General features: G+C 70.9%; 20 protein-coding genes and 1 pseudogene. 15 read left to right on the forward strand and 6 right to left on the reverse strand.

The window, feature by feature from the left end; genetic code table 11:
• Window positions 1–30: 30 nt before the first annotated feature.
• Together IEZ11_RS44700 and IEZ11_RS44705 are read right to left on the reverse strand one after the other, a co-directional pair.
• Window positions 31–803 (reverse strand): annotated as a pseudogene (locus IEZ11_RS44700) (hypothetical protein).
• 35 nt (window positions 804–838) lie between these two features.
• A complete protein-coding gene (locus IEZ11_RS44705) occupies window positions 839–1,693 on the reverse strand; it encodes a helix-turn-helix domain-containing protein (RefSeq protein WP_189268828.1) in 855 nt (284 codons plus the stop codon).
• Between the two features lie 287 nt (window positions 1,694–1,980).
• On the opposite strand from IEZ11_RS44705, the gene IEZ11_RS44710 reads away from it, so the two are divergent.
• From IEZ11_RS44710 to IEZ11_RS44725, 4 genes are all read left to right on the forward strand, one after another.
• Entirely contained in the window at window positions 1,981–2,127 is a 147-nt protein-coding gene (locus IEZ11_RS44710) for a hypothetical protein (RefSeq protein WP_189268829.1), read from the forward strand.
• 128 nt (window positions 2,128–2,255) lie between these two features.
• Entirely contained in the window at window positions 2,256–3,131 is an 876-nt protein-coding gene (locus IEZ11_RS44715; RefSeq protein ID WP_189268830.1) for a helix-turn-helix domain-containing protein, read from the forward strand.
• Window positions 3,128–3,364 (forward strand): DUF397 domain-containing protein, encoded by a 237-nt coding sequence (locus IEZ11_RS44720; protein WP_189268831.1) that lies wholly within the window; start codon window positions 3,128–3,130, stop codon window positions 3,362–3,364. Before IEZ11_RS44715 ends, IEZ11_RS44720 begins: the two co-directional genes overlap by 4 nt.
• 731 nt (window positions 3,365–4,095) lie before the next feature.
• Window positions 4,096–4,566: a hypothetical protein gene (locus tag IEZ11_RS44725; protein ID WP_189268850.1), complete on the forward strand. Its 471-nt coding sequence runs from the start codon at window positions 4,096–4,098 to the stop codon at window positions 4,564–4,566.
• On the opposite strand, the gene IEZ11_RS44730 is transcribed toward IEZ11_RS44725, so the two are convergent.
• Both IEZ11_RS44730 and IEZ11_RS44735 read right to left on the reverse strand, forming a co-directional pair.
• Complete coding sequence (locus IEZ11_RS44730) at window positions 4,552–5,094, reverse strand: isochorismatase family protein (protein ID WP_189268832.1); 543 nt, start codon at window positions 5,092–5,094, stop codon at window positions 4,552–4,554. The two genes, IEZ11_RS44725 and IEZ11_RS44730, sit on opposite strands and share 15 nt — an antisense overlap.
• A gap of 29 nt (window positions 5,095–5,123) precedes the next feature.
• Window positions 5,124–5,474: a hypothetical protein gene (locus IEZ11_RS44735; RefSeq protein ID WP_189268833.1), complete on the reverse strand. Its 351-nt coding sequence runs from the start codon at window positions 5,472–5,474 to the stop codon at window positions 5,124–5,126.
• 78 nt (window positions 5,475–5,552) lie between these two features.
• Between IEZ11_RS44735 and IEZ11_RS44740 the strand changes: the two genes are divergently transcribed.
• From IEZ11_RS44740 to IEZ11_RS44755, 5 genes are read left to right on the forward strand one after another with little or no spacing between them, the layout of a single operon-like run.
• A complete protein-coding gene (locus IEZ11_RS44740; RefSeq protein WP_189268851.1) occupies window positions 5,553–6,200 on the forward strand; it encodes a hypothetical protein in 648 nt (215 codons plus the stop codon).
• A gap of 13 nt (window positions 6,201–6,213) precedes the next feature.
• The gene (locus IEZ11_RS51555) at window positions 6,214–6,378 is read left to right on the forward strand and encodes a hypothetical protein (RefSeq protein WP_229713751.1); all 165 of its coding nucleotides are present in this window, start codon (window positions 6,214–6,216) and stop codon (window positions 6,376–6,378) included.
• 16 nt (window positions 6,379–6,394) lie between these two features.
• Window positions 6,395–9,493, forward strand: a complete 3,099-nt coding sequence (locus IEZ11_RS44745) for an RHS repeat-associated core domain-containing protein (RefSeq protein WP_229713752.1) — start codon at window positions 6,395–6,397, stop codon at window positions 9,491–9,493.
• A 50-nt stretch (window positions 9,494–9,543) separates the two neighbouring features.
• Window positions 9,544–10,278 (forward strand): hypothetical protein, encoded by a 735-nt coding sequence (locus IEZ11_RS44750; protein WP_189268835.1) that lies wholly within the window; start codon window positions 9,544–9,546, stop codon window positions 10,276–10,278.
• Window positions 10,279–10,334: 56 nt separating this feature from the next.
• Window positions 10,335–10,535 carry a hypothetical protein gene (locus IEZ11_RS44755; RefSeq protein ID WP_189268836.1) on the forward strand — a complete coding sequence of 67 codons (201 nt, stop codon included), beginning with the start codon at window positions 10,335–10,337 and terminating at the stop codon, window positions 10,533–10,535.
• Window positions 10,536–10,559: 24 nt separating this feature from the next.
• Here the strand turns inward: IEZ11_RS44755 and IEZ11_RS44760 are convergent, their stop codons facing one another.
• Both IEZ11_RS44760 and IEZ11_RS44765 read right to left on the reverse strand, forming a co-directional pair.
• The gene (locus IEZ11_RS44760) at window positions 10,560–13,358 is read right to left on the reverse strand and encodes a poly(A) polymerase (protein WP_189268837.1); all 2,799 of its coding nucleotides are present in this window, start codon (window positions 13,356–13,358) and stop codon (window positions 10,560–10,562) included.
• Between the two features lie 3 nt (window positions 13,359–13,361).
• The gene (locus IEZ11_RS44765; protein WP_189268838.1) at window positions 13,362–15,014 is read right to left on the reverse strand and encodes an RNA ligase family protein; all 1,653 of its coding nucleotides are present in this window, start codon (window positions 15,012–15,014) and stop codon (window positions 13,362–13,364) included.
• Window positions 15,015–15,548: 534 nt separating this feature from the next.
• Here IEZ11_RS44765 and rpsJ point away from each other — a divergent pair.
• Genes rpsJ through rpsS form a run of 6 tightly spaced genes read left to right on the forward strand, consistent with a single transcriptional unit; the run spans window position 15,549 to window position 18,771 of the window.
• Entirely contained in the window at window positions 15,549–15,857 is a 309-nt protein-coding gene (gene rpsJ, locus IEZ11_RS44770) for a 30S ribosomal protein S10 (protein WP_003948644.1), read from the forward strand.
• 17 nt (window positions 15,858–15,874) lie between these two features.
• A complete protein-coding gene (rplC, locus tag IEZ11_RS44775; protein ID WP_062706771.1) occupies window positions 15,875–16,519 on the forward strand; it encodes a 50S ribosomal protein L3 in 645 nt (214 codons plus the stop codon).
• A gap of 7 nt (window positions 16,520–16,526) precedes the next feature.
• Entirely contained in the window at window positions 16,527–17,183 is a 657-nt protein-coding gene (gene rplD, locus IEZ11_RS44780) for a 50S ribosomal protein L4 (RefSeq protein ID WP_189268839.1), read from the forward strand.
• Window positions 17,183–17,602: a 50S ribosomal protein L23 gene (gene rplW / locus IEZ11_RS44785; protein ID WP_189268840.1), complete on the forward strand. Its 420-nt coding sequence runs from the start codon at window positions 17,183–17,185 to the stop codon at window positions 17,600–17,602. Before rplD ends, rplW begins: the two co-directional genes overlap by 1 nt.
• A 38-nt stretch (window positions 17,603–17,640) precedes the next feature.
• On the forward strand, window positions 17,641–18,477 hold the full coding sequence (gene rplB / locus IEZ11_RS44790; RefSeq protein WP_189268841.1) for a 50S ribosomal protein L2: 837 nt from the start codon (window positions 17,641–17,643) through the stop codon (window positions 18,475–18,477).
• 12 nt (window positions 18,478–18,489) lie between these two features.
• Complete coding sequence (rpsS, locus tag IEZ11_RS44795; protein ID WP_003948639.1) at window positions 18,490–18,771, forward strand: 30S ribosomal protein S19; 282 nt, start codon at window positions 18,490–18,492, stop codon at window positions 18,769–18,771.
• Window positions 18,772–18,791 lie beyond the last annotated feature (20 nt).

Raw genomic sequence — 18,791 nt, forward strand, 5'->3', positions numbered from 1 at the left:
CAGACGGGTGGGCCGGGGGTGGGGACAGCCTCAGGCGTGCGGCGCGAAGAGCTCGGCCGTGGTGGTGGCCGTGGCGGCGCGGGTCAGCCAGGTGGTGAGGGTGTCGTGGTCCTCACAGGAGGTGATGAGGTCGCGGGCTTCGTCGCTGACGTCGATACCGCGGCCGCCGAGAACGACGAGGAGGGCTTCGGAGAGCCCTTCGGAATGACCTTCGGAATGACCTTCGGCGCGCAGGGCCTCGGCTGTCTGGGACTGGAAGATGGAGAGGTCGACGGCCATGAGGTGCCTCCAGAGATCCGCGGCCGGCGTCCTGCCCAGGCCTTGTTCGGTGAGCTCGATGCAGATGCTCGCGGTGTCTTCGTCGTCAGCCTGACGGGCACGGTGTCCGGGCCCAGGACGAGTGGGCGCAGGGTGAGGGTGGGCCACTGCGGGGGGCCGAGGCTGACCTGTTGTGCCGCCCAGGCGGCCGTGTGCCTGTCCTGGCAGACGACCAGCAATACTGCAGGCAGCTTGTACTTGGCGTAGAGGTATGCCATGTAGTAGGCCCAGCTGGCGGGTTTGTCGGCGTCTCGCCCTCCCTGGGCCTCGACGGCGAGCAGGAAGCTGCCGTCTTTTGCCGTGTCGAGGCGGAGGAGGGTGTCCACCCGGCGTTCAAGGGGGCGGTTCTCCGTCAGGTCCGTGGGAAACGGTGACACCGAGACCGGATCGCTGAAGGAGACACCGAGTGCCCTTACGGCTCGGGGGAAGAGTCCCGGATCCTGCTGGAAGATCCGGTGCATCGCTTCGTGGGGGGAGCTGACCATGGGGGACAGGGACCTCTCTGTGGGAACAGTGCTGTTCAGGAGGCTTTCGGTAGTTGTGGGCGGGGGCGGCAGTCCCGGCAGCGGCCCGGTTCGGCCGCGCGGAACGGGCGGTCGCAGCCGTCGCAGTCCTGGAAGGGGAGCGGGCGCGGCGGGGCGGGCGGCAGTGGTGGTGGCAGGTACTCCGTGAGGCGGTGCGCCAGTAGTCCCGCCGGGTGGAGGAGCGGCTCGGTCGGGAGGCAGGACGTCAGGGTGCGTCGTACGGCCTCGGGGGAAGCCCCGCGTTCGAGCCAGGCGTCGACGGCCGGGGCGAGCCGCACCACCTCGCGTTCGGCGAGGAGGAGGCGGGGGTCCTCGTGGTGGAGGCGGGAGAGGAGGGCGGTGGCCGTGCGCCGGGGATCCGGTGCGCTGTGCGTGGGCTCGGGGAGCGGCGGCCTCGGAGGCGCCGGGGGCCGTGTCCGCTCCGGGCGGGGCGGCGGGGCTGGTGTCGGTGGCGGTGGCGGCGTCACCTCGGGTACGTCCTCCGGCCCCGTCGGCTGGTTGTACGACACCGTCCGTGAGACGACCCGGCCGTTCGGCAGCCGCTCGCGCGTCCGGGACAGGTAGCCGTGGGCCTCCAGCTCGCGCAGCGCCGCCGCGACCCGCACCTCCCCCTCCGGGAAACGGGCGGTCAGCGTCTTGATGTCCACGCGGGCGCCGGTCGGCAACGACTGGATGTGGCCCGCGAGGCCGATCGCGGTGAGGGAGAGTCCGCGGTGCTGGAGGAGGCGGTTGTCGACCACCGTGTACCGCGTGGTGAGCCGGACGTTGACGTGCGTCACTCCGTACGAGGGGTTCGCCTCGGGAACGGCTGACCGGGCGCGCGAGGGCGCGCTAGTGTGCTCTGCATCCATCGGGAAGGTGTTGCTTCCTAGGTGGTCAGGCCCTCGATCGGGATCGCTAGTCCCGGCCGGGGGCCGTCGTATGTGCGGGGGCGGGCCGTCTGCGTGCTCGCATGGTCACCCGGTGTTGTCGCGGTGAGCATATGCCGGACAACCGGCACCAAATCCAGCCCAGTTGGCCATGTTCACTCCGGAGGGTGACGGACGACGGCGGGGAGGCGGGTGGGGTTGGGTAGGGGGATTTCCCTGGGGTTTTTTAACTACTTGGCGTCGGGCGTCACCGCCTCGCGGAGGACCGCGTGCCGGAGACGACGGTGACCACAGTGACGGTGGTGGCGGTGGTGATGGCGGTGATGGCGGAGTCGCGGGTCGAGCAGCCGAGGGGGGTGGAGATTCCCTGGTTCGCATCACTCGGTGTGGCCGCGCATGCCTACCGTGAATGGTGACGGAGGCGATGTGTACGGTCACTGTCCGCTGCTTGTCCGGTGTTTGTCCGGTGCTGTCCGGGCTGTCGACGGCGGCCGTACGGGTAGGGCGTCGTCGCGGCACGGTTCGTACGACGGAGGGGTGCGGGATGAGTGTGGACGGCGCGGTGGTGCGGCTCAAGAGCGAGGCGGACGACCCGGGTTGGGAGGTTGATCCCGACGACGACTGGGGCGTCGCGGTCATCACGACCGTCGGGCGGCAGTTGAAGCTGCGGCGGGAGGCGGTGGGAATGCGGGCCGCGGAGTTCGGGGTGGCGGTCGGGTACGGCGAGGACATGGTCTACAAGATCGAGGGCGGGAAACGGATTCCCCGGCCGGAGTATCTGGACAAGGCCGACGAGGTGCTGGTGGCCGGTGGGCTGCTCTCGGCGATGAAGGAGGACGTGGGGCGGGTCCGGTATCCCAAGAAGGTGCGCGACCTGGCGCAGTTGGAGGCGAGGGCGGTCGAGCTCCAGCTGTACGACCCGCTGAACATCCACGGGTTGTTGCAGACACCCGAGTACGCGCGTGGGCTGCTCCTGATGCGCCGCCCGGCGTACGGCGGGGACGAGGTGGAGAGGTTCATCGCCGCGCGCGTGGCCCGTAAGACCGTCTTCGAGCGGGACCCGGCGCCCGAACTCAGCTTCGTCCTGGAGGAGTGGACGCTTCGGCGCCCGCTCGGCGGCCGGGCCGTGCTCCGTCAGCAACTGGAACACCTGCTGGAGGCAGGACGGTTGCGGAACGTCGAGCTTCAGGTGATGCCGATGGACCGCGAGGAACACGCGGGACTGGCCGGCGGGATCGAGGTGTTGAAGTCCGAGGACGGTTCGGCGGTCGGGCGGTCGCCGGCAGTGGCCAACGGCCGACCGGTGTCCGATCCCAAGCAGCTCCGTATCCTTGAACTGCGGTACGGCATCATCCGGGCGCAGGCGCTCACACCACGTGAGTCGACTGCCTTCATCGAAAAACTGCTGGGGGAGACATGATCCGCAGAACCTCGGGCGAGGACGCGTCCGGTCCGACGTGTCTGGCGTGGTTCAAGAGCAGCTACAGCAGCAGCAGTGAGGGCGACTCCTGCGTCGAGGTCGCCACCACCCCCGCCACCGTCCACATCCGCGACTCCAAGAACACCGCGACCCCCTCGCGCGGCCCCCATCTCACCTTCCCGCCCGCCACCTGGACGGCGTTCCTCTCCCACGCGGCCACCACCGGCGAGTGAGATACGTCCGCGAGCTGATCGCCCCGCTCGGGGCGATCGTGGCCGTGGGCGCGTTGAACGCGACCGGCACCTGGTCGTTCCGCGACGTCTCGGTCGGCGCGTTCCTGGCGGGCAGACGGCAGCAGTGGGATCGCCTCTTCGCCGCCGTCTGCTCACTCTGCGCCTTCGACGCCGACGAGGCGAGGGCAGCTGCCGATGAGACCGGCTACTTCCGTGACCACGACCTGTCCGCGCCACTCCTCGTCCTCTGGTCCGCGGGAGTGACGGGTGCCGAGAGCCTCCACGACCCGGCGCCAGCGGTCGTACGCCGGATGTGCCGCATGGCTGCCGACCTTCAACTGACCGAGTTCCTGGACATGTTGGTGGCGGTGGCCCTCGACGCCGGTGCGGACGACGCGGCCGAGGGCGCACCCCGGGTCACCGAGATCCTCATCGCCGCCTGCGACCTGGCGGACCCGACCGGGAGCACCACTCCGCGCCACGTCCACCGCGTGTGGCGAGTCGCGCGTCTGGCGTCGGCGCTCCGTCCGGACTCACCCACTCCGGAGCACACCAAGGCGGGGCTCCGGTCGTACGACGAGACGCTGGAGGAGCTGCTCGGCGGCGGCCCGCCGGAGCGCGACTACGGCTACCGCTACCGCTATGTCGGCCCCGCCGAAATCGCCGCCACGACAGCTCAGTTCACCGGTACCGGCACCGGTACTGATACCGGCACCGGCCTCGGAACCCCGATCGCGTCCGTGGCCGACTTCGCGTCGTGGGCCGGACGGCAGTCACCGGCGGAGCTGGCCGAGCCGTTCACGTACGTCGTCGGGCTCGACGGGCGGCTACGGCTTGCTCCCCGCCGTAGCGAGCACGTGGCCTGTGCGGGCGGAGCGGCCGTACTCGGCGCCGGTGAGATCGGCTTCGTACGCGAGGCGGGCCGGTGGGCGGTGGGCGAGGTCAGCAACCAGTCGACGGGCTACTGCCCCGACGTCACGTCCTGGCCGGCGGTGGCCCGTGCGCTGGACGTCGTCCCGCTCCGCCGCCCCGCCGCCTTCACCCACGAGGTGGTGTTCCGCCGCTGCCCCGCCTGTGCGGAGCACAACATCGTCCGGGAGGCCGACTTCGTCTGCGTCTTCTGCGGCGGCGATCTGCCGGAGGCATGGAACGTGGACGTGGACGTGGACGTGGCCGACGTCGGCCGGTCAGGTCGTCCGTGAGGCGGCGAAGCGGATATCCGCCGCCCGGGTCACGGTGACCGACCGGCCCGCGTACTGGATGACCGCGAAGATCCCGTTGTGGTGGGCGACGATCTGCGCGGCCGTCGGTTCGACGCCGGCCGGGCGTTCGATCGTGGTGTGGCCGTCGGCGACGAGGACGAGGTCGTAGCCGTGGGAGAGGGCGCTGCGGCCGGTGGAGTCGACGCAGAAGTCGGAGGCGAAGCCGGTGACGACGAGTCGGCGTACCGCGTGCTCCTCCAGGATCTTGCCGAGTGTCGTGCCGAGGAAGGAGTCCGCGCTCTCCTTGTCGAGGACCACGTCCCCCGGCTCGGGCGTCAGCGCCGGATGGACTTCGAGCCACTCGGCGGGCACCGTATCGAACTGCTGCCGCAGGTAGACGACCGGTACGCCGGCCACCCGGGCCCGGTCCGCGAGCTCGGCGACCCTGGCCAGGCAGGCCTCGCCGTCGTGGGCGTCCTTCAGCATGGCGCGCTGCATGTCGATGATGAGCAGAGCGGTGTCCGGCATGCCGTGACTCTGTCCCCGCAGGATCCCGGCTACTCCGCCTTGTTCCCGCCGCCACCCGGTTGCTGCTGCGGGCCCTCCTGCCGGACCGCGTCCTTCGCCTTCTTTGCCAGGTCGTCGTCCAGTTTCCTGAACTCACGGACCACGGTGTCGGACATGTCGGCCAGCGAATCGATCTGCTTGGTGATGTCCTCGCGGCCGTCGTGCCAGTTGGACTCGAAGTCGTCGAGGGCGTCGTAGACGGTGCCGCTGCCGATGTCGTCCCGGTAGGACTCGAACATCTTCTTGGTGTGGTTGAGACGCTCCTTGATGGAGCGCAGCTGACGGCCGTAGTCCTCCAGCTCGCTCAGCGGTATGGCGAGGTCGCTCTTGCCGTTGCCCACGTGACCGTCCCCCGTTCGCGCGTCTCGTAGTCTGGCCGCACCGTATATCAGATCATCGGGGGAGGGGTGGCGTACAGCATGGGCCGCTACATGGAGACGCTCACGATCGAGCGCGGCGGGTTCCGGATCAAGGTGCCTGAGTCGTGGTGGGAGTTCGACGTGCGGCCGGAGTCGCGGGACGACTCGATCCGGCGGATGGTGGACGAGCGGATCGCCCAGTACCCGGAGCTGGCGCAGTACCGCGACACCTACGTCGGCTTCCTGCGCAGGTCTGCGGCCGACGCGTGGAAGTCGGGCGCGATGTACTGCGGCTGCATGGCGGAGAGCTTCGGCGGCGACACCCCGATCACCGGCTCGGTCACGGTGTCGCTGGTCGGCGGCCGTACCCGCGAGGGCGCGCCGCTCTCCAACGACCCGGCCGCCATCGCCGCCCAGCTCGCCCCCAAGGAGGCCCACCGGGAGGGCGACTCCTGGCGCAAGGTGACGACGGTCGACATCCCCGGCGTCGGCCCGGCCGCCCGCACCTACGGCATCGAGGACATCCCGATCCCCGAGGACAGCCTGGGCCGCACGATCCGCGCGGTCCTGATGCAGACGTTCGTCCCGGTCCCCGGCCAGGAGGGCAAGGTCGCCCTGATCGCAGGCAGCAGCCAGGTCCTCGACCTCGCCGACTCCTTCTTCGACATCTTCGACGCCATCACGTCGACGTTCCGCTTCGCGGACTGAACGGACCGGTTCCTTGGACTGGGGTACCGGCGAGGGCCTGCTGGGGCTGGCCGACCCTGCGGAGCGGGATGCCGCGTTCGAGCGCGGCGAGGACCATCACAAGCTGGAGCACTGGTGGCTGCGCACCGCGGACGCGGTCGAAGACGGCCGTCGTGCCCTGCGCGGCCACCGACGCTGAGCCTCTGCTGATACGGGTGTCGCGACCGCACTCCGGCGGCTACCACCTCGACGTCGACACCCGAGACGGCCGCGTGGTCGGGTTCAGCCTGCGCAACCCCGCCGACGCGCCCGCGGGAACGACGATGCTGCGGTTCGGCTACGACGCGGCCGGTGACCTCACGGAGATCCACGACTCCACCGGCGTGCCGTACACCTTCACCTACGACCTCGCCGGAAGGATCGAGTCCCGAACCGACCGGAACGGCTCCTGGTACCGCTACAGCTACGACGACCACGACCGTGTCGTCCGGGGCGAGGGCGCGGACGGCGTGCTCGACTGCACCATCGAGTACGACGCCGAGGCCCGTGCCACCCGGTACACCGACTCCCTCGGCCGTACCACGGTCTACCGGCACAACGAGCGGCTGCAGCTCGTCTCCACCACCGATCCGCTCGGTGCGGCCGTGCACAACGTGTGGGACGAGTACGACCGGCTGGTGAGCCGCACCGACGCCCTCGGGCACACCTTCGGCTACGCCCATGACACCGCCGGCAACATCACGAGGATCACGCGCCCCGACGGCACGTCCGCGTCCGCCGCCTACAACGACCTCCACCTGCCGGTCTCCGTGACCGAAGAGGACGGCGTCGGATGGCAGCACGGCTACGACGAGCGAGGAAACCGGACCGTCACCCGCGACCCGCTCGGCGCCGAGACCCGATACTCCTACGACACGGCCGGATTCCTGACAGAGGTCACCGACGCCCTGGGAAACCGGAGCACCGCTGCCGGGAACGCCGTGGGGCTGCCGGTCCGGATCACGAATCCGCTCGGCAGCGTCTCGACGGTCGAGTACGACGCCTTCGGCCGCACGACGGCTCTCACCGGGGCGCTGGGACAGGTCACCCGGCTCGGATGGACCACCGAGGGGCGGCTCTCCTGGCGGCAGACCGGTGACGCACCCGCGGAACGCTTCGAGTGGGACCCCGCCGGAAACCTCGTGCGGTACACCGACGAGGCCGGCAACACCAGCACCTACACGCCCACGCACTTCCAGCTCGCCGCCACCCGGACCCGCCCCGACGGCTCGCGCTACACGTTCACCTACGACACCGAGCTGAACCTGGTCCAGGTGACCAACCCGCAGGGTGCCACCTGGGACTACGGCTACGACGCGGTGAACCGGGTGATCGCCGAGACCGACTTCAACGGGCGCACGCTCACCTACGAGGTGAACGCCATGGGAGGGCTCACGGCGGCCACCAACGGCGCCGGCGAGACCGTCTCCTTCGGCAGGGACGCCCTGGGCCGCACGACCTCCTTCCGGCACGACGGCCAGACCACGGTGCTCCGGTACGACAGACAGGGGCAACTGGTCGAACAGACCGGGCCCGAGGTCCGGGTCGCCCGCGCCTACGACCCCGTCGGCAGGCTCGTCTCGGAGAGCGTCGACGGCCGTGACACGACGTTCCGCTACGACGCACTCGGTCGCCGGGTCGAGCGTCGGACGCCTTCCGGGATCGTCTCCACGTGGACCTACGACGCGGCGGGGCGTCCCGAAGGCCTGGAGGCCGCGGGCCATCGGCTCGGCTTCCGGTTCGATGCCGCGGGACGGGAGACCGCCCGCAGCCTGGGCCCCGGGATCACGTTCGGCCAGTCCTGGGACGAGGCCGACCGGCTCACGTCCCAGACGCTCTCCCGGCACCCGGAGGGCGCGGAGACGCTGCTCCAGCAGCGCAGCTACGCCTACCGCGCCGACGGCTACCTGACAGAGCTGAGCGAACTGACCAGCGGCACACGGCGGTTCGACCTCGACGGCGGCGGACGCGTCACCGCCGTCCACGCGCGTGACTGGACCGAGACCTACTCCTACGACGACCTCGGGAACCTGGTCCAGGCCTCGACACCGGTCACCGGCGGCGACGACAGGGACCGGCAGTTCACGGGAACCCTGATCCGCCGAAGCGGCCGGACCAGCTACGAACGGGACTCCGACGGCCGGATCGTCCGGTCGGTACGCCGACTGCTCAACGGGCAGAAACGCGTCCGTACGTTCGCCTGGAACAGCCAGAGCCAGCTCGTCGGCACCGTGACGCCGGAGGGCACGCGCTGGCGCTACCGCTACGACGCGGAGGGCCGCAGAGTGGCGAAGCAGCGTGTCGCCGCGGACGGTACCGTCGCCGAGGAGACGCGCTTCACCTGGGACGGCGCGCGGCTCGCCGAACAGGTCACGACGAGTGGCCGGGTGACCTCCTGGGACTACGCCCCGGGTACCCACCTGCCGCTGACCCAGATCGACCGTCGGCCGGACGGCCCCGACGGGGACACCCGCTTCCACGCGGTGATCACCGACCTGTCCGGAGCCCCTGCCGAACTCGTCTCACCCGACGGCGAGCTGGTCTGGAAGCGTCTCACCACGCTGTGGGGCCTGCCCATGGGGGTGCAGTCCGGCGGTTCGGCGGAATCGGCGGACGAGGTCGCCTGCCCGCTGCGCTTTCCCGGCCAGTACGCCGACGCCGAGACCGGCTGGCACTACAACCGCCACCGTCATTACGACCCCGAGACCGGGCACTACACGACTCCCGATCCGCTCGGGCTGCTGCCGGCCGCCAACGACACCGCCTATGTGTCCAACCCCTACCGGTGGATCGACCCGCTCGGCCTGTACCGGGACGAGGACAACGGCCAGTACGCGCGCGACCCCGACGCACCGGAGACGGCGCACAACAGGAAGAGCGAGTACCCCTCAGGCTACCGGGAGTCGACACACGACGAGATGGCCAAGAACTGGACGCTGGAGGGCGTGGACCAGGACGCGCGACCGGTCGACGCAAGGGGCAACAAGATCCCGCGGGAGGATCTGACCTGGTTCGACTCCAAGGGTGACATCATCTGGGACCCGAAGAACCCCGGTTCGAAACCGTTCCATGAGACGGTCACGTACGAGCACACGCAGCCCGTCGTGGATCACTGGAACAGCACCGGCTACGACACGGGCCGGGCCACCCGGAACGACTTCTACAACGAGGCCAGCAAGATGGAAGCCATGGAGAAGAGCAAGAACTCTCGCGGTGGGGCGCTGATGGACGCGCGATACCGGCAGGACACGGGCGACAACTACTCCTGCCGCTGAAGGCCGGACCCAACCGCCCGGAACCGACCCTGGACACCCCGGAAGGAACCATGGATCTGCAGTCCACCGTCACCGCGTTCCCGCGGGCCACGCCGATCGACGGCCTGGACCGCGCCTGGACGTGGCGGCTGAACCCGGTGCTGAACTTCGCGGGCGCGCTGACCGGCGACGGCACCCGGCTTCTCCAGATGAACCAGGTGCGCCGGCACGACGACGCGCTGGCGGCCGCGGTGCTGGCCTTCGCCCGCGCGCACGAGTCCGAGCTGATCGCCGAGGGGCGCTTCCTGACCTGCGCCGGCGGCTTCGAGGCGCCCGGATACTCCTTCGACGCCGTCGCGGCCACCGTGCCCGGGGTGCACGGCCACCACCGGGTCCAGAACCCCGACCTCACGCCTGTGACCACCATCGTCTTCCCCGCGTACCGGTGCGAGTTCTCGGGGCGGGAGACGCTGGAGGAGGCCGAGGCCAGGTACCACAAGATGCTGGCCACCGCGGACATCGGCCGTGGCCCCATGCCGTTCCTGAAGATGCGCTTCGACAACCCCCGTACCGGCGGAGGCAGCAACAACCCGGGGCGTGCCCTGGCCCGCCCCGAGGTACTGCTGGCCGAGATCCCGGAGCTGAGGAACGCTCCCGGCGGGTTCGTGGAGTACGAGAACCACGCCGGTGAGGTACGGCGCGTGCAGTGGGACCGGGACGGCACGTGGGTGCTCTCGGACGCGTCCGGCAGCCAGGACCTGGGGCTCGACGAGCTCCTGCCCCTGGTGGAGGAGAGCCTGCGCTGACCCGTCCGGCCCCTGGGGCGAACCGGGCCTCGCGGACCGTCAGGGGCGGCATCGGCTTGATCGACGGGGTGTACCGTCCCGAGGCACTGCCGACCGGGCTGCCCGCCTTCCGGCTGCCGCAGTTCCCCCGTGCCGTCCAGTGGAACGGCTGGGCCGTCGAGCGGCTGCTCGAAATCACCGGGGACCAGATCGAGGCCCGTCTGACCTGGTCCGAGGACCCCGCGGCCGAGCCTCCCCCGGACCCCTGGGGATTCTGAGCGCGCGCTGTCCGACGCGGAGCGTCAGCGCAGGGTCGGTACCCCGCCCCCTTCGGTCCGGGTCAGCGTGACTCCGGTCAGACCGCGCAGTCGGCGTTCCGCGAGAGCCGCGAGTCGGCCGGCGGCCGGCGGGGCGGAGCCCAGGCCGATGGCGTAGCGGACCGGGTCCGTGGTGAAGGGGCGGGGCCAGGCGTGGCAGTCGGGGGCCGACGCCGACAGGTCGGTGACGAGGGCTCGCATTCTGCCCCGCACCCGGCCCTCGTCCGCGTCCGCGCCCACCGTCAGGACCGCCCAGGCCGCGTGGCGGCGGTGGAGCGGGGGCGGGGCGAGGAGCTCGGCCCGGGGGTAGGGGTCCGTGGTTCCTTCCAGCAACTCCCAGGCGTGGAACAGCTCTTGGGCCACCAGGTCGCGCATGCCCGGCGTCACCTGGTCGGTGCAGGGGCGTACGGGCGCGGACGGGGTCGTGACGGTGAGGGGGAGGAGGGGGTGGGGCCGGTTGTCTGTCCGGCCCACCGGCTCCCGCCAGTCCCAGGCCGCCCATGTCGCGAAGAAGTGCCGCAGGAGAGCGCCGGGTGCGAGGTCGCCGGCCTCGGCCGTGGTGCGGGCGGCCAGGACGGACCAGGCCAGGCCCGGCAGGCCTCCGAACGGTGCCGAGTCCAGGCCCCGGGCCTTCGCCCATGCCTTGACCTGCGTGGCCAGCCGGGCGAAGGCGGGCCCGTGCCCGCCCACCGAGGCCAGCACCGCGTCGGCGTCGCTCACCGCGCTGAGCGCGACCGAGGCCTCCTCGCCCAGCTCGGTCCGGCGCGACACCGCCTCCGCGGGGTCCGTCGAACCCGTGGTGACCACGACCAGGTCCACGTCCAGCCCGTCGGTCCGCAGCCGCAGACCGGGCACCCGGGCCCCGACCACCTCGCGCACGTCCGTGGCCCGGGGGAGAGCGGCGGCCAACCGTGCCTGTACGGCGGGGAGTCCGACCGTGCCGGGCAGCGCCGCCACCAGGTCCAGGTCCGCCCCGGGCAGCGCGCAGCCCATGCGCCGGGAGCCGACGACATGGACGACGCCGTCGGGGAACGCGTTCTCGATGTGCTGGGTGGTCTCCTCGGCCACCCGCGCCACCGTGTCCTGCGCCTCGCCCCGCGCGGCCTCCTCCGTCCATCGCACCTCGCCCGTGCCCAGCGTCACCGTGGCCCGCACCCGCATCGGCTCGTCCCCGCGCCGTGAGAGCAGGGCCAGCTCGCCGACCCGGACCGGCATCGGCGCGAGCCGGGCCGCGCAGGCGGTGGCCAGGGTGTTCGGGTCGGTGGCGCGGCCCAGGCTGAGGTGCGGGGTGAAGCCCGGGTGGCGGCCGCCGCAGCGGGGGAAGTGGCGCAGCAGCGTACGGTGCAGGTCGGCCCAGGGCTCCTCACCCGCGGCCGCGGGGTCGAGCCAGACGGTCGCGTCGTCCCGGTGGCCGAACCACTGCACCCCCTCCAGCCGGGCGTCGAAGGGAGCGGTGGCGGCCGTCGCGAGCACCGCCGCCGCCCGTTCGAAGGCGTGCTCCGGTACGAACCCGAAGAGCAGGTTCACATGCGGGGGCCAGCGCCGGACCTGCGGGTCGTGGTCCCGGCGGATCTCCTGCAGCGGGGCCCACAGCTCCTCGGGCGGGAGCCACGCCAGCGCCGTACGGGGTGTCGGTCCTTCGGCGAGGGACTCCAGTGCCTCCGCATCCGGGGCGCCCACCGCGAGCTCGGCCAGGACACCGTAGTGATCGGAGACGTACGTCCCCTCCGCCGACGGCACGTCACCGCGCAGTTCGGCGCTCCGAACCCGCAGCCCCGCCCCGCGCAACAGCACCCGGTCCAGCCGCGAGGCCCGGCCCGTCAGCGACGAGATCGCGGCCAGCGGATTGCCGCCAGGGTCGAAGGTCGGGGTCGAGTCGTCGGCGCCGTGCACCTCGCTCCACGCGTCCCGCAGGCCCAGCGTCACCTGCGGTGTGCCGCCGCCGTCGTTGAAGTCGCCCAGCAGGAGCAGCTCGGCGTCCACGCCCGCCAGGCCCTCGGCGACGCGGGTGAGTTCCGCCGAGCGCCGGTCGGCGCCGTTCTCCGAGTGGTCGCTGCTCAGATGGGTCGCCGCGACGACCACGGGCCGTCCGTCAGCCTCCACGACCAGGGCGGTCACCGCCTTGTGCGGGCCCAGTTCGTGGTGCGCGGCCTCGACGACCGGCAGCCGGCTCAGGAGCAGCAGACCGTACGCGTCGACGTCCCGCCCGCGCGGGTCCGTGCCCAGGGTCCAGTCCGCCCGCACCCACTCCTCGTCCAGCAGCAGGGCGAGGAGCTCCGCCTCGACCTCCTGCAACGCGATCACGTCCACGTCCGCGTCGCGCAGGGCCCGCAACAGGAGAGGTCTGCGCCGGGCGGTGTCGATGCGGTCGGCGTCGTACCGGTCCCAGAGGGTGTTCCAGGTCAGCACCCGCACATCCCCGGATACGCGTACACCGCCGGACGCGTCCCCGCGTTGCGAGGGCGCGGGCCGCCAGGCCTCGCCGTCCCATGCGTACGGCGTACGGGCCGTGAAGAACGGCGCCCGGAGCAGCCGGGCCTCCCGGACCCGCCCCGCCTGCGTCGCGTCGATCCGGTCCGCCCCCGTGGCCCGGTCCCAGACCACTTCGCCGTCGGCCTCGATGAACAGCACCCGGTGCCAGGGGATCTCGCCCCCGGGCACGAACGCGGGCAGCGGGACCCGCTTCGGCGCGGCGCCGCGCTGGAGGACGCCGAGGACGAAGCGGGCCGGGTCGAAACGCGCGTCCCAGCGCACCCGGTGGTAGATCTCCTCGCTCGTACGCACGTGTCAGACCTCTTCCTCGACGGTCCCGCCCGCCCCGATGTACCAGGTGCGATGGGAGTCACCGGGGTACGGCGGGACGAAGCGCCGCAACTGGCCGGTGAGCACCTCGGGCGGCACCGGGTGCTCGCGACGGCTGTTGCGCCGCACCAGCTCGTCCTCCTCGACCAGGACCACGGCGTGCGTGGTCAAGGCGTCACGGCGGTGGGCGATCCCGTGCACGAGCGAGCGCTGCTGTTTGTTGAGGGACGTGGCGTCCCACACCACGGTCCCGCCGCCGGCCAGGGCCCGGTCCAGCCGGTCGAGCCCCTCACGGAGGACCTCGCCGTTGGCCCGCTGGTCGGCGCGTGCGCCGCGCGCCTCGCGCAGGTCGTCCAGGGAGACGTACACGTCCACGCCCGGGAGCCCCCGTGCGAAGGTGCTCTTGCCGCTGCCGGCCGGACCGACCGTCTGGACCAGCTTCGGGAACGCGCCGGACCGCCAGCGCCAGGTCGCGGCCACGGCCTCGTCGGCACTGCCGATCCGCCCCAGCGCGTACGCCTCCCGGGCCTCGGCCCGGCACCGGGCGGCCGTGTCGGCCGGCAGCCCGGCGAACGCCTCCCGCAGCCCGAGGCTCCGTACGTCCTCGGCGTGCAGCGCCGACCACTCCACCTGCTCGCGCGCCTCGTCCGTGACCGCGGTGGCCCGCGCCACCGCATGCAGCAGACCCAGGTCGGCGGCGTACGACAGGCGCACCAGACCGGCCCGCCGGTCCTCGTCCGGATACGGCCGGTGCAGTGCGGGGTGCAGTCCCACGAGGTCGGCGACCCGGCGGGCGAGCGGTATGCCCGCCACCGTGGCGAGCCGCGCCGCCAGCCGCCCGCGTACTCCGCGGTGCAGCAGGGCGGCCAGGACGCCGGCCAGCAGGTCGTCCCCGGACCGGCCCGCCGGATCGAAGCGGGCGAGGGCCCGTGCGTCCCCCTCGCCGGGCAGGCCCACGGCCTCCTCCAGCGCCCGCACGTCGACGGCCGCTCCCGACCGCACCGCCCACAGGGCAGCCCCGGCCCCGAGCCTGTTCTCGACGACGGCCGCGTGCATCCAGTGCGTGTCCGTCCGGACGTGTCCCGGCCGCACCCACTTGGCCACCCGATCGCCGAACTCCTGCGCGGCGAACCCGTCCGCGACCCGGACGACGTACCCCTCCTGCCGCCCGGGATCCAGCCGCAGGGCGCGCAGCGCCCGCTCGTCGAACACGCCTCGCCACAGCACCCGGGGAACGGGAACGCCGAGCCCGCGCAGGAAGACCACCGTCCGGTCCCAGTCCAGGCAGCGGCCCTCCCCGTCCCACACCGAGAAGCCGTAGAAGTAGCTCTCCAGATCGTCGTACGCGATCGAGTGCCGGGCGAACATGTTCTCCCCGCACACCCGCCACCCCGCCGGGACGGCGTGGCCGATCCGGGCCTGGAGCGCCTTGACCCAGGTGCGGGAGGGGTGATGGGCCGAGTCCAGCGAACGGGCGTGCAGGCCGTCGGCGTAAAGGGTGGTGTTCTCGCCGTCGAGCTTCTCGGTCACCACGACCTCGCGGCCGCGCAGCCCGGACAGGTCGGTGACCCGGAGATCGTCGGCGGTCGCACCGGGCGACCAGGGCAGATGCCGGGTCCGTGGATAGTGCGTACGCATGGTGAACATCCCCCGTGACAGCCGTCGTGCCTGCTCAGCGTAGGGGGGTGGGGTGGCGGCGGCGAGCGGATTACGGTGCGGCCGGGACCGGCCGAGGCGCTCGGGAGCGGCGCAGGGGAGGGCCCGGGTTTGACCTGCGTCACTCCGGGGGTATGCTCCCCGGCCCGATTGGCCAGCCCCCCGCCCCGTATGGCAGACTAGCGGGGTTGCTCGGTCGAGTGTTGATGCTGCGCGCCTCCCGCCGGGAGGACCGGAAGCGAGTCCCACAGTACTCGTCGCCCTAACTGCCTGCGGGCAGCACTGGGGCGGACGTACGGGAATCTTTCGGGAAGTGCAGTGCGGCACCGACCAGGCGCCCGGTGGGCCTTCCGCCCCCGGCTTGCGGTTCCGGAAGGGCCGTGCTTTCCCGGCAGGGGATGTTCGAACAAGGGGCATCTGTGTCGGTGAGAGCGCGACACACCCGACCGCGTGGGTCGGAGAAGTGAAGCAGTCACCGGGTTCCAGAGCGTGCAAAGACAGGACTACTGAGTAGCCATGGCGGGACAGAAGATCCGCATCCGGCTCAAGGCCTACGACCACGAGGTCATCGACTCCTCGGCGAAGAAGATCGTCGAGACGGTGACCCGCACTGGTGCGTCGGTCGCGGGCCCGGTGCCGCTGCCCACTGAGAAGAACGTGTACTGCGTCATCAAGTCGCCGCACAAGTACAAGGACTCGCGCGAGCACTTCGAGATGCGCACGCACAAGCGCCTGATCGACATCCTCGACCCCACCCCCAAGACCGTTGACTCTCTGATGCGACTCGACCTCCCGGCCGGTGTCGACATCGAGATCAAGCTCTAAGGGCCGGTGATCTGAGAATGGCTAAGCAGATCAAGGGCATCCTGGGCGAGAAGCTCGGCATGACGCAGGTGTGGGACGAGAACAACCGTGTTGTTCCGGTCACCGTCGTCAAGGCCGGCCCCAACGTCGTCACCCAGGTCCGCACCAATGACGTCGACGGCTACGAGTCGGTCCAGATCGCCTTCGGCGAGATCGACCCGCGCAAGGTGAACAAGCCCCTCAAGGGCCACTTCGCCAAGGCCGACGTCACCCCCCGCCGTCACCTCGTCGAGATCCGTACGGCCGACGCCTCCGAGTACACGCTCGGTCAGGAAGTCACCGCCGAGGTCTTCGAGGCCGGCGTGAAGGTCGACGTCACCGGCAAGAGCAAGGGCAAGGGCTTCGCCGGTGTCATGAAGCGTCACAACTTCAAGGGCCTCGGCGCCGGTCACGGCACCCAGCGCAAGCACCGCTCTCCCGGTTCCATCGGTGGCTGCGCCACCCCGGGCCGCGTGTTCAAGGGCCTCCGCATGGCGGGTCGCATGGGCAACGAGCGTGTCACCACCCAGAACCTGACCGTCCACGCCGTTGACGCGGAGAAGGGTCTGCTGCTCATCAAGGGCGCGGTTCCCGGTCCGAACGGCGGCCTCGTCCTGGTCCGCACCGCGGCCAAGGGGGCCTGAGGTACCGATGAGCACTGTTGACATCCTTTCGCCTGCCGGCGAGAAGACCGGAAGCGTCGAACTCCCCGCGGAGATCTTCGGCGTGGAGAAGGTCAGCATCCCGCTGATCCACCAGGTCGTCGTCGCGCAGAACGCGGCCGCCCGTCAGGGCACGCACAAGACCAAGACCCGTGGCGAGGTCCGTGGTGGCGGCAAGAAGCCGTACCGCCAGAAGGGCACCGGCCGCGCCCGTCAGGGCTCGACCCGCGCGCCGCAGTTCGCCGGCGGTGGCGTCGTCCACGGCCCGCAGCCGCGTGACTACTCGCAGCGCACCCCGAAGAAGATGAAGGCCGCCGCTCTGCGTCACGCCCTCACCGACCGGGCGCGCCACAACCGCATCCACGTCGTCACCGGCGTGATCGAGGGCGAGAACCCCAGCACCAAGGCCGCTCGCACGCTGTTCGGCAAGATCTCGGAGCGCAAGAACCTGCTCCTGGTCGTCGAGCGCGCCGACGAGGCCGCCTGGCTCTCCGCCCGCAACCTGCCCCAGGTCCACATCCTGGAGCCGGGCCAGCTGAACACGTACGACGTGATCGTCTCGGACGACGTGGTCTTCACCCAGGCCGCTCTCGAGTCCTTCGTCGCCGGCCCGAAGGCCAACGACACCGAAGGGACCGAGGTCTGATGGCTACCCGTCACCCGAGCATCGCCTCGAAGGCCGCCAAGGCCGCCAAGGCCGCGCGCGTCGCCAAGGCGCGCCGCCACGAGGCCGAGGGCAAGAACACCGTCGAGACCCCGATCAGCAAGTCGTACACGGACCCCCGTGACGTGCTGCTGAAGCCGGTCGTCTCGGAGAAGAGCTACGCGCTCCTGGACGAGAACAAGTACACGTTCGTCGTCGCCCCGGGCGCCAACAAGACCCAGATCAAGCAGGCCGTCCAGGCGGTCTTCTCGGTCAAGGTCACCGGGGTCAACACCCTCAACCGCCAGGGCAAGCGCAAGCGCACCAAGACCGGTTTCGGTCAGCGCGCGGGCTCCAAGCGCGCGATCGTGACCCTCGCCGAGGGCGACCGTATCGACATCTTCGGCGGTCCGACCGCGTAAGCGGGTCGGATCGTCCGATATCGGACGAGGACTGAGAAATGGGAATCCGCAAGTACAAGCCGACTACGCCGGGCCGTCGTGGCGCCAGCGTCGCCGACTTCGTCGAGGTCACGCGGTCCACGCCGGAGAAGTCGCTGGTCCGCCCGCTGCACAGCAAGGGCGGCCGTAACAACGCCGGTCGTGTGACCGTTCGCCACCAGGGTGGCGGACACAAGCGCGCCTTCCGAGTGATCGACTTCCGTCGTCACGACAAGGACGGCGTGCCGGCGAAGGTCGCGCACATCGAGTACGACCCCAACCGCACCGCGCGCATCGCGCTGCTGCACTACGCGGACGGCGAGAAGCGCTACATCCTCGCCCCGCGCAACCTGCAGCAGGGCGACACCGTGGAGAACGGTCCCGGGGCCGACATCAAGCCGGGCAACAACCTGGCCCTCCGCAACATCCCGGTCGGTACCACGATCCACGCGATCGAGCTCCGTCCCGGCGGTGGCGCCAAGTTCGCCCGTTCCGCGGGTGCCTCGGTGCAGCTGCTCGCCCGTGAGGGCGCCATGGCGACCCTCCGTATGCCGTCCGGCGAGATCCGCATGGTGGACGCGCGCTGCCGCGCCACCGTCGGTGAGGTCGGCAACGCCGAGCAGTCGAACATCAACTGGGGCAAGGCCGGCCGCAAGCGGTGGCTGGGCGTCCGCCCGACCGTCCGTGGTGTCGTCATGAACCCGGTCGACCACCCGCACGGTGGTGGTGAGGGCCGGACGTCCGGTGGTCGTCACCCCGTCTCCCCGTGGGGCAAGAAGGAAGGTCGTACTCGTTCGCCCAAGAAGGCGTCGAACAAGTACATCGTCCGCCGCCGCAAGACGAACAAGAAGCGTTAAGGACTGGTTGAGATGCCTCGTAGCTTGAAGAAGGGGCCCTTCGTAGACGACCACCTGATCAAGAAGGTGGATGTCCAGAACGAAGCCGGCACCAAGAACGTCATCAAGACCTGGTCCCGTCGCTCGATGATCGTCCCGGCCATGCTCGGCCACACGATCGCGGTGCACAACGGCAAGACCCACATCCCGGTGTTCGTCACCGAGTCGATGGTCGGCCACAAGCTCGGCGAGTTCTCGCCGACCCGCACCTTCCGGGGCCACGTCAAGGACGACCGGAAGTCGAAGCGCCGCTAGTAGCGGATCGCATTCAGACA

Origin of the sequence: Streptomyces fuscichromogenes (assembly GCF_014645815.1) — a bacterium.
GTDB classification, from domain to species: domain Bacteria; phylum Actinomycetota; class Actinomycetes; order Streptomycetales; family Streptomycetaceae; genus Streptomyces; species Streptomyces fuscichromogenes.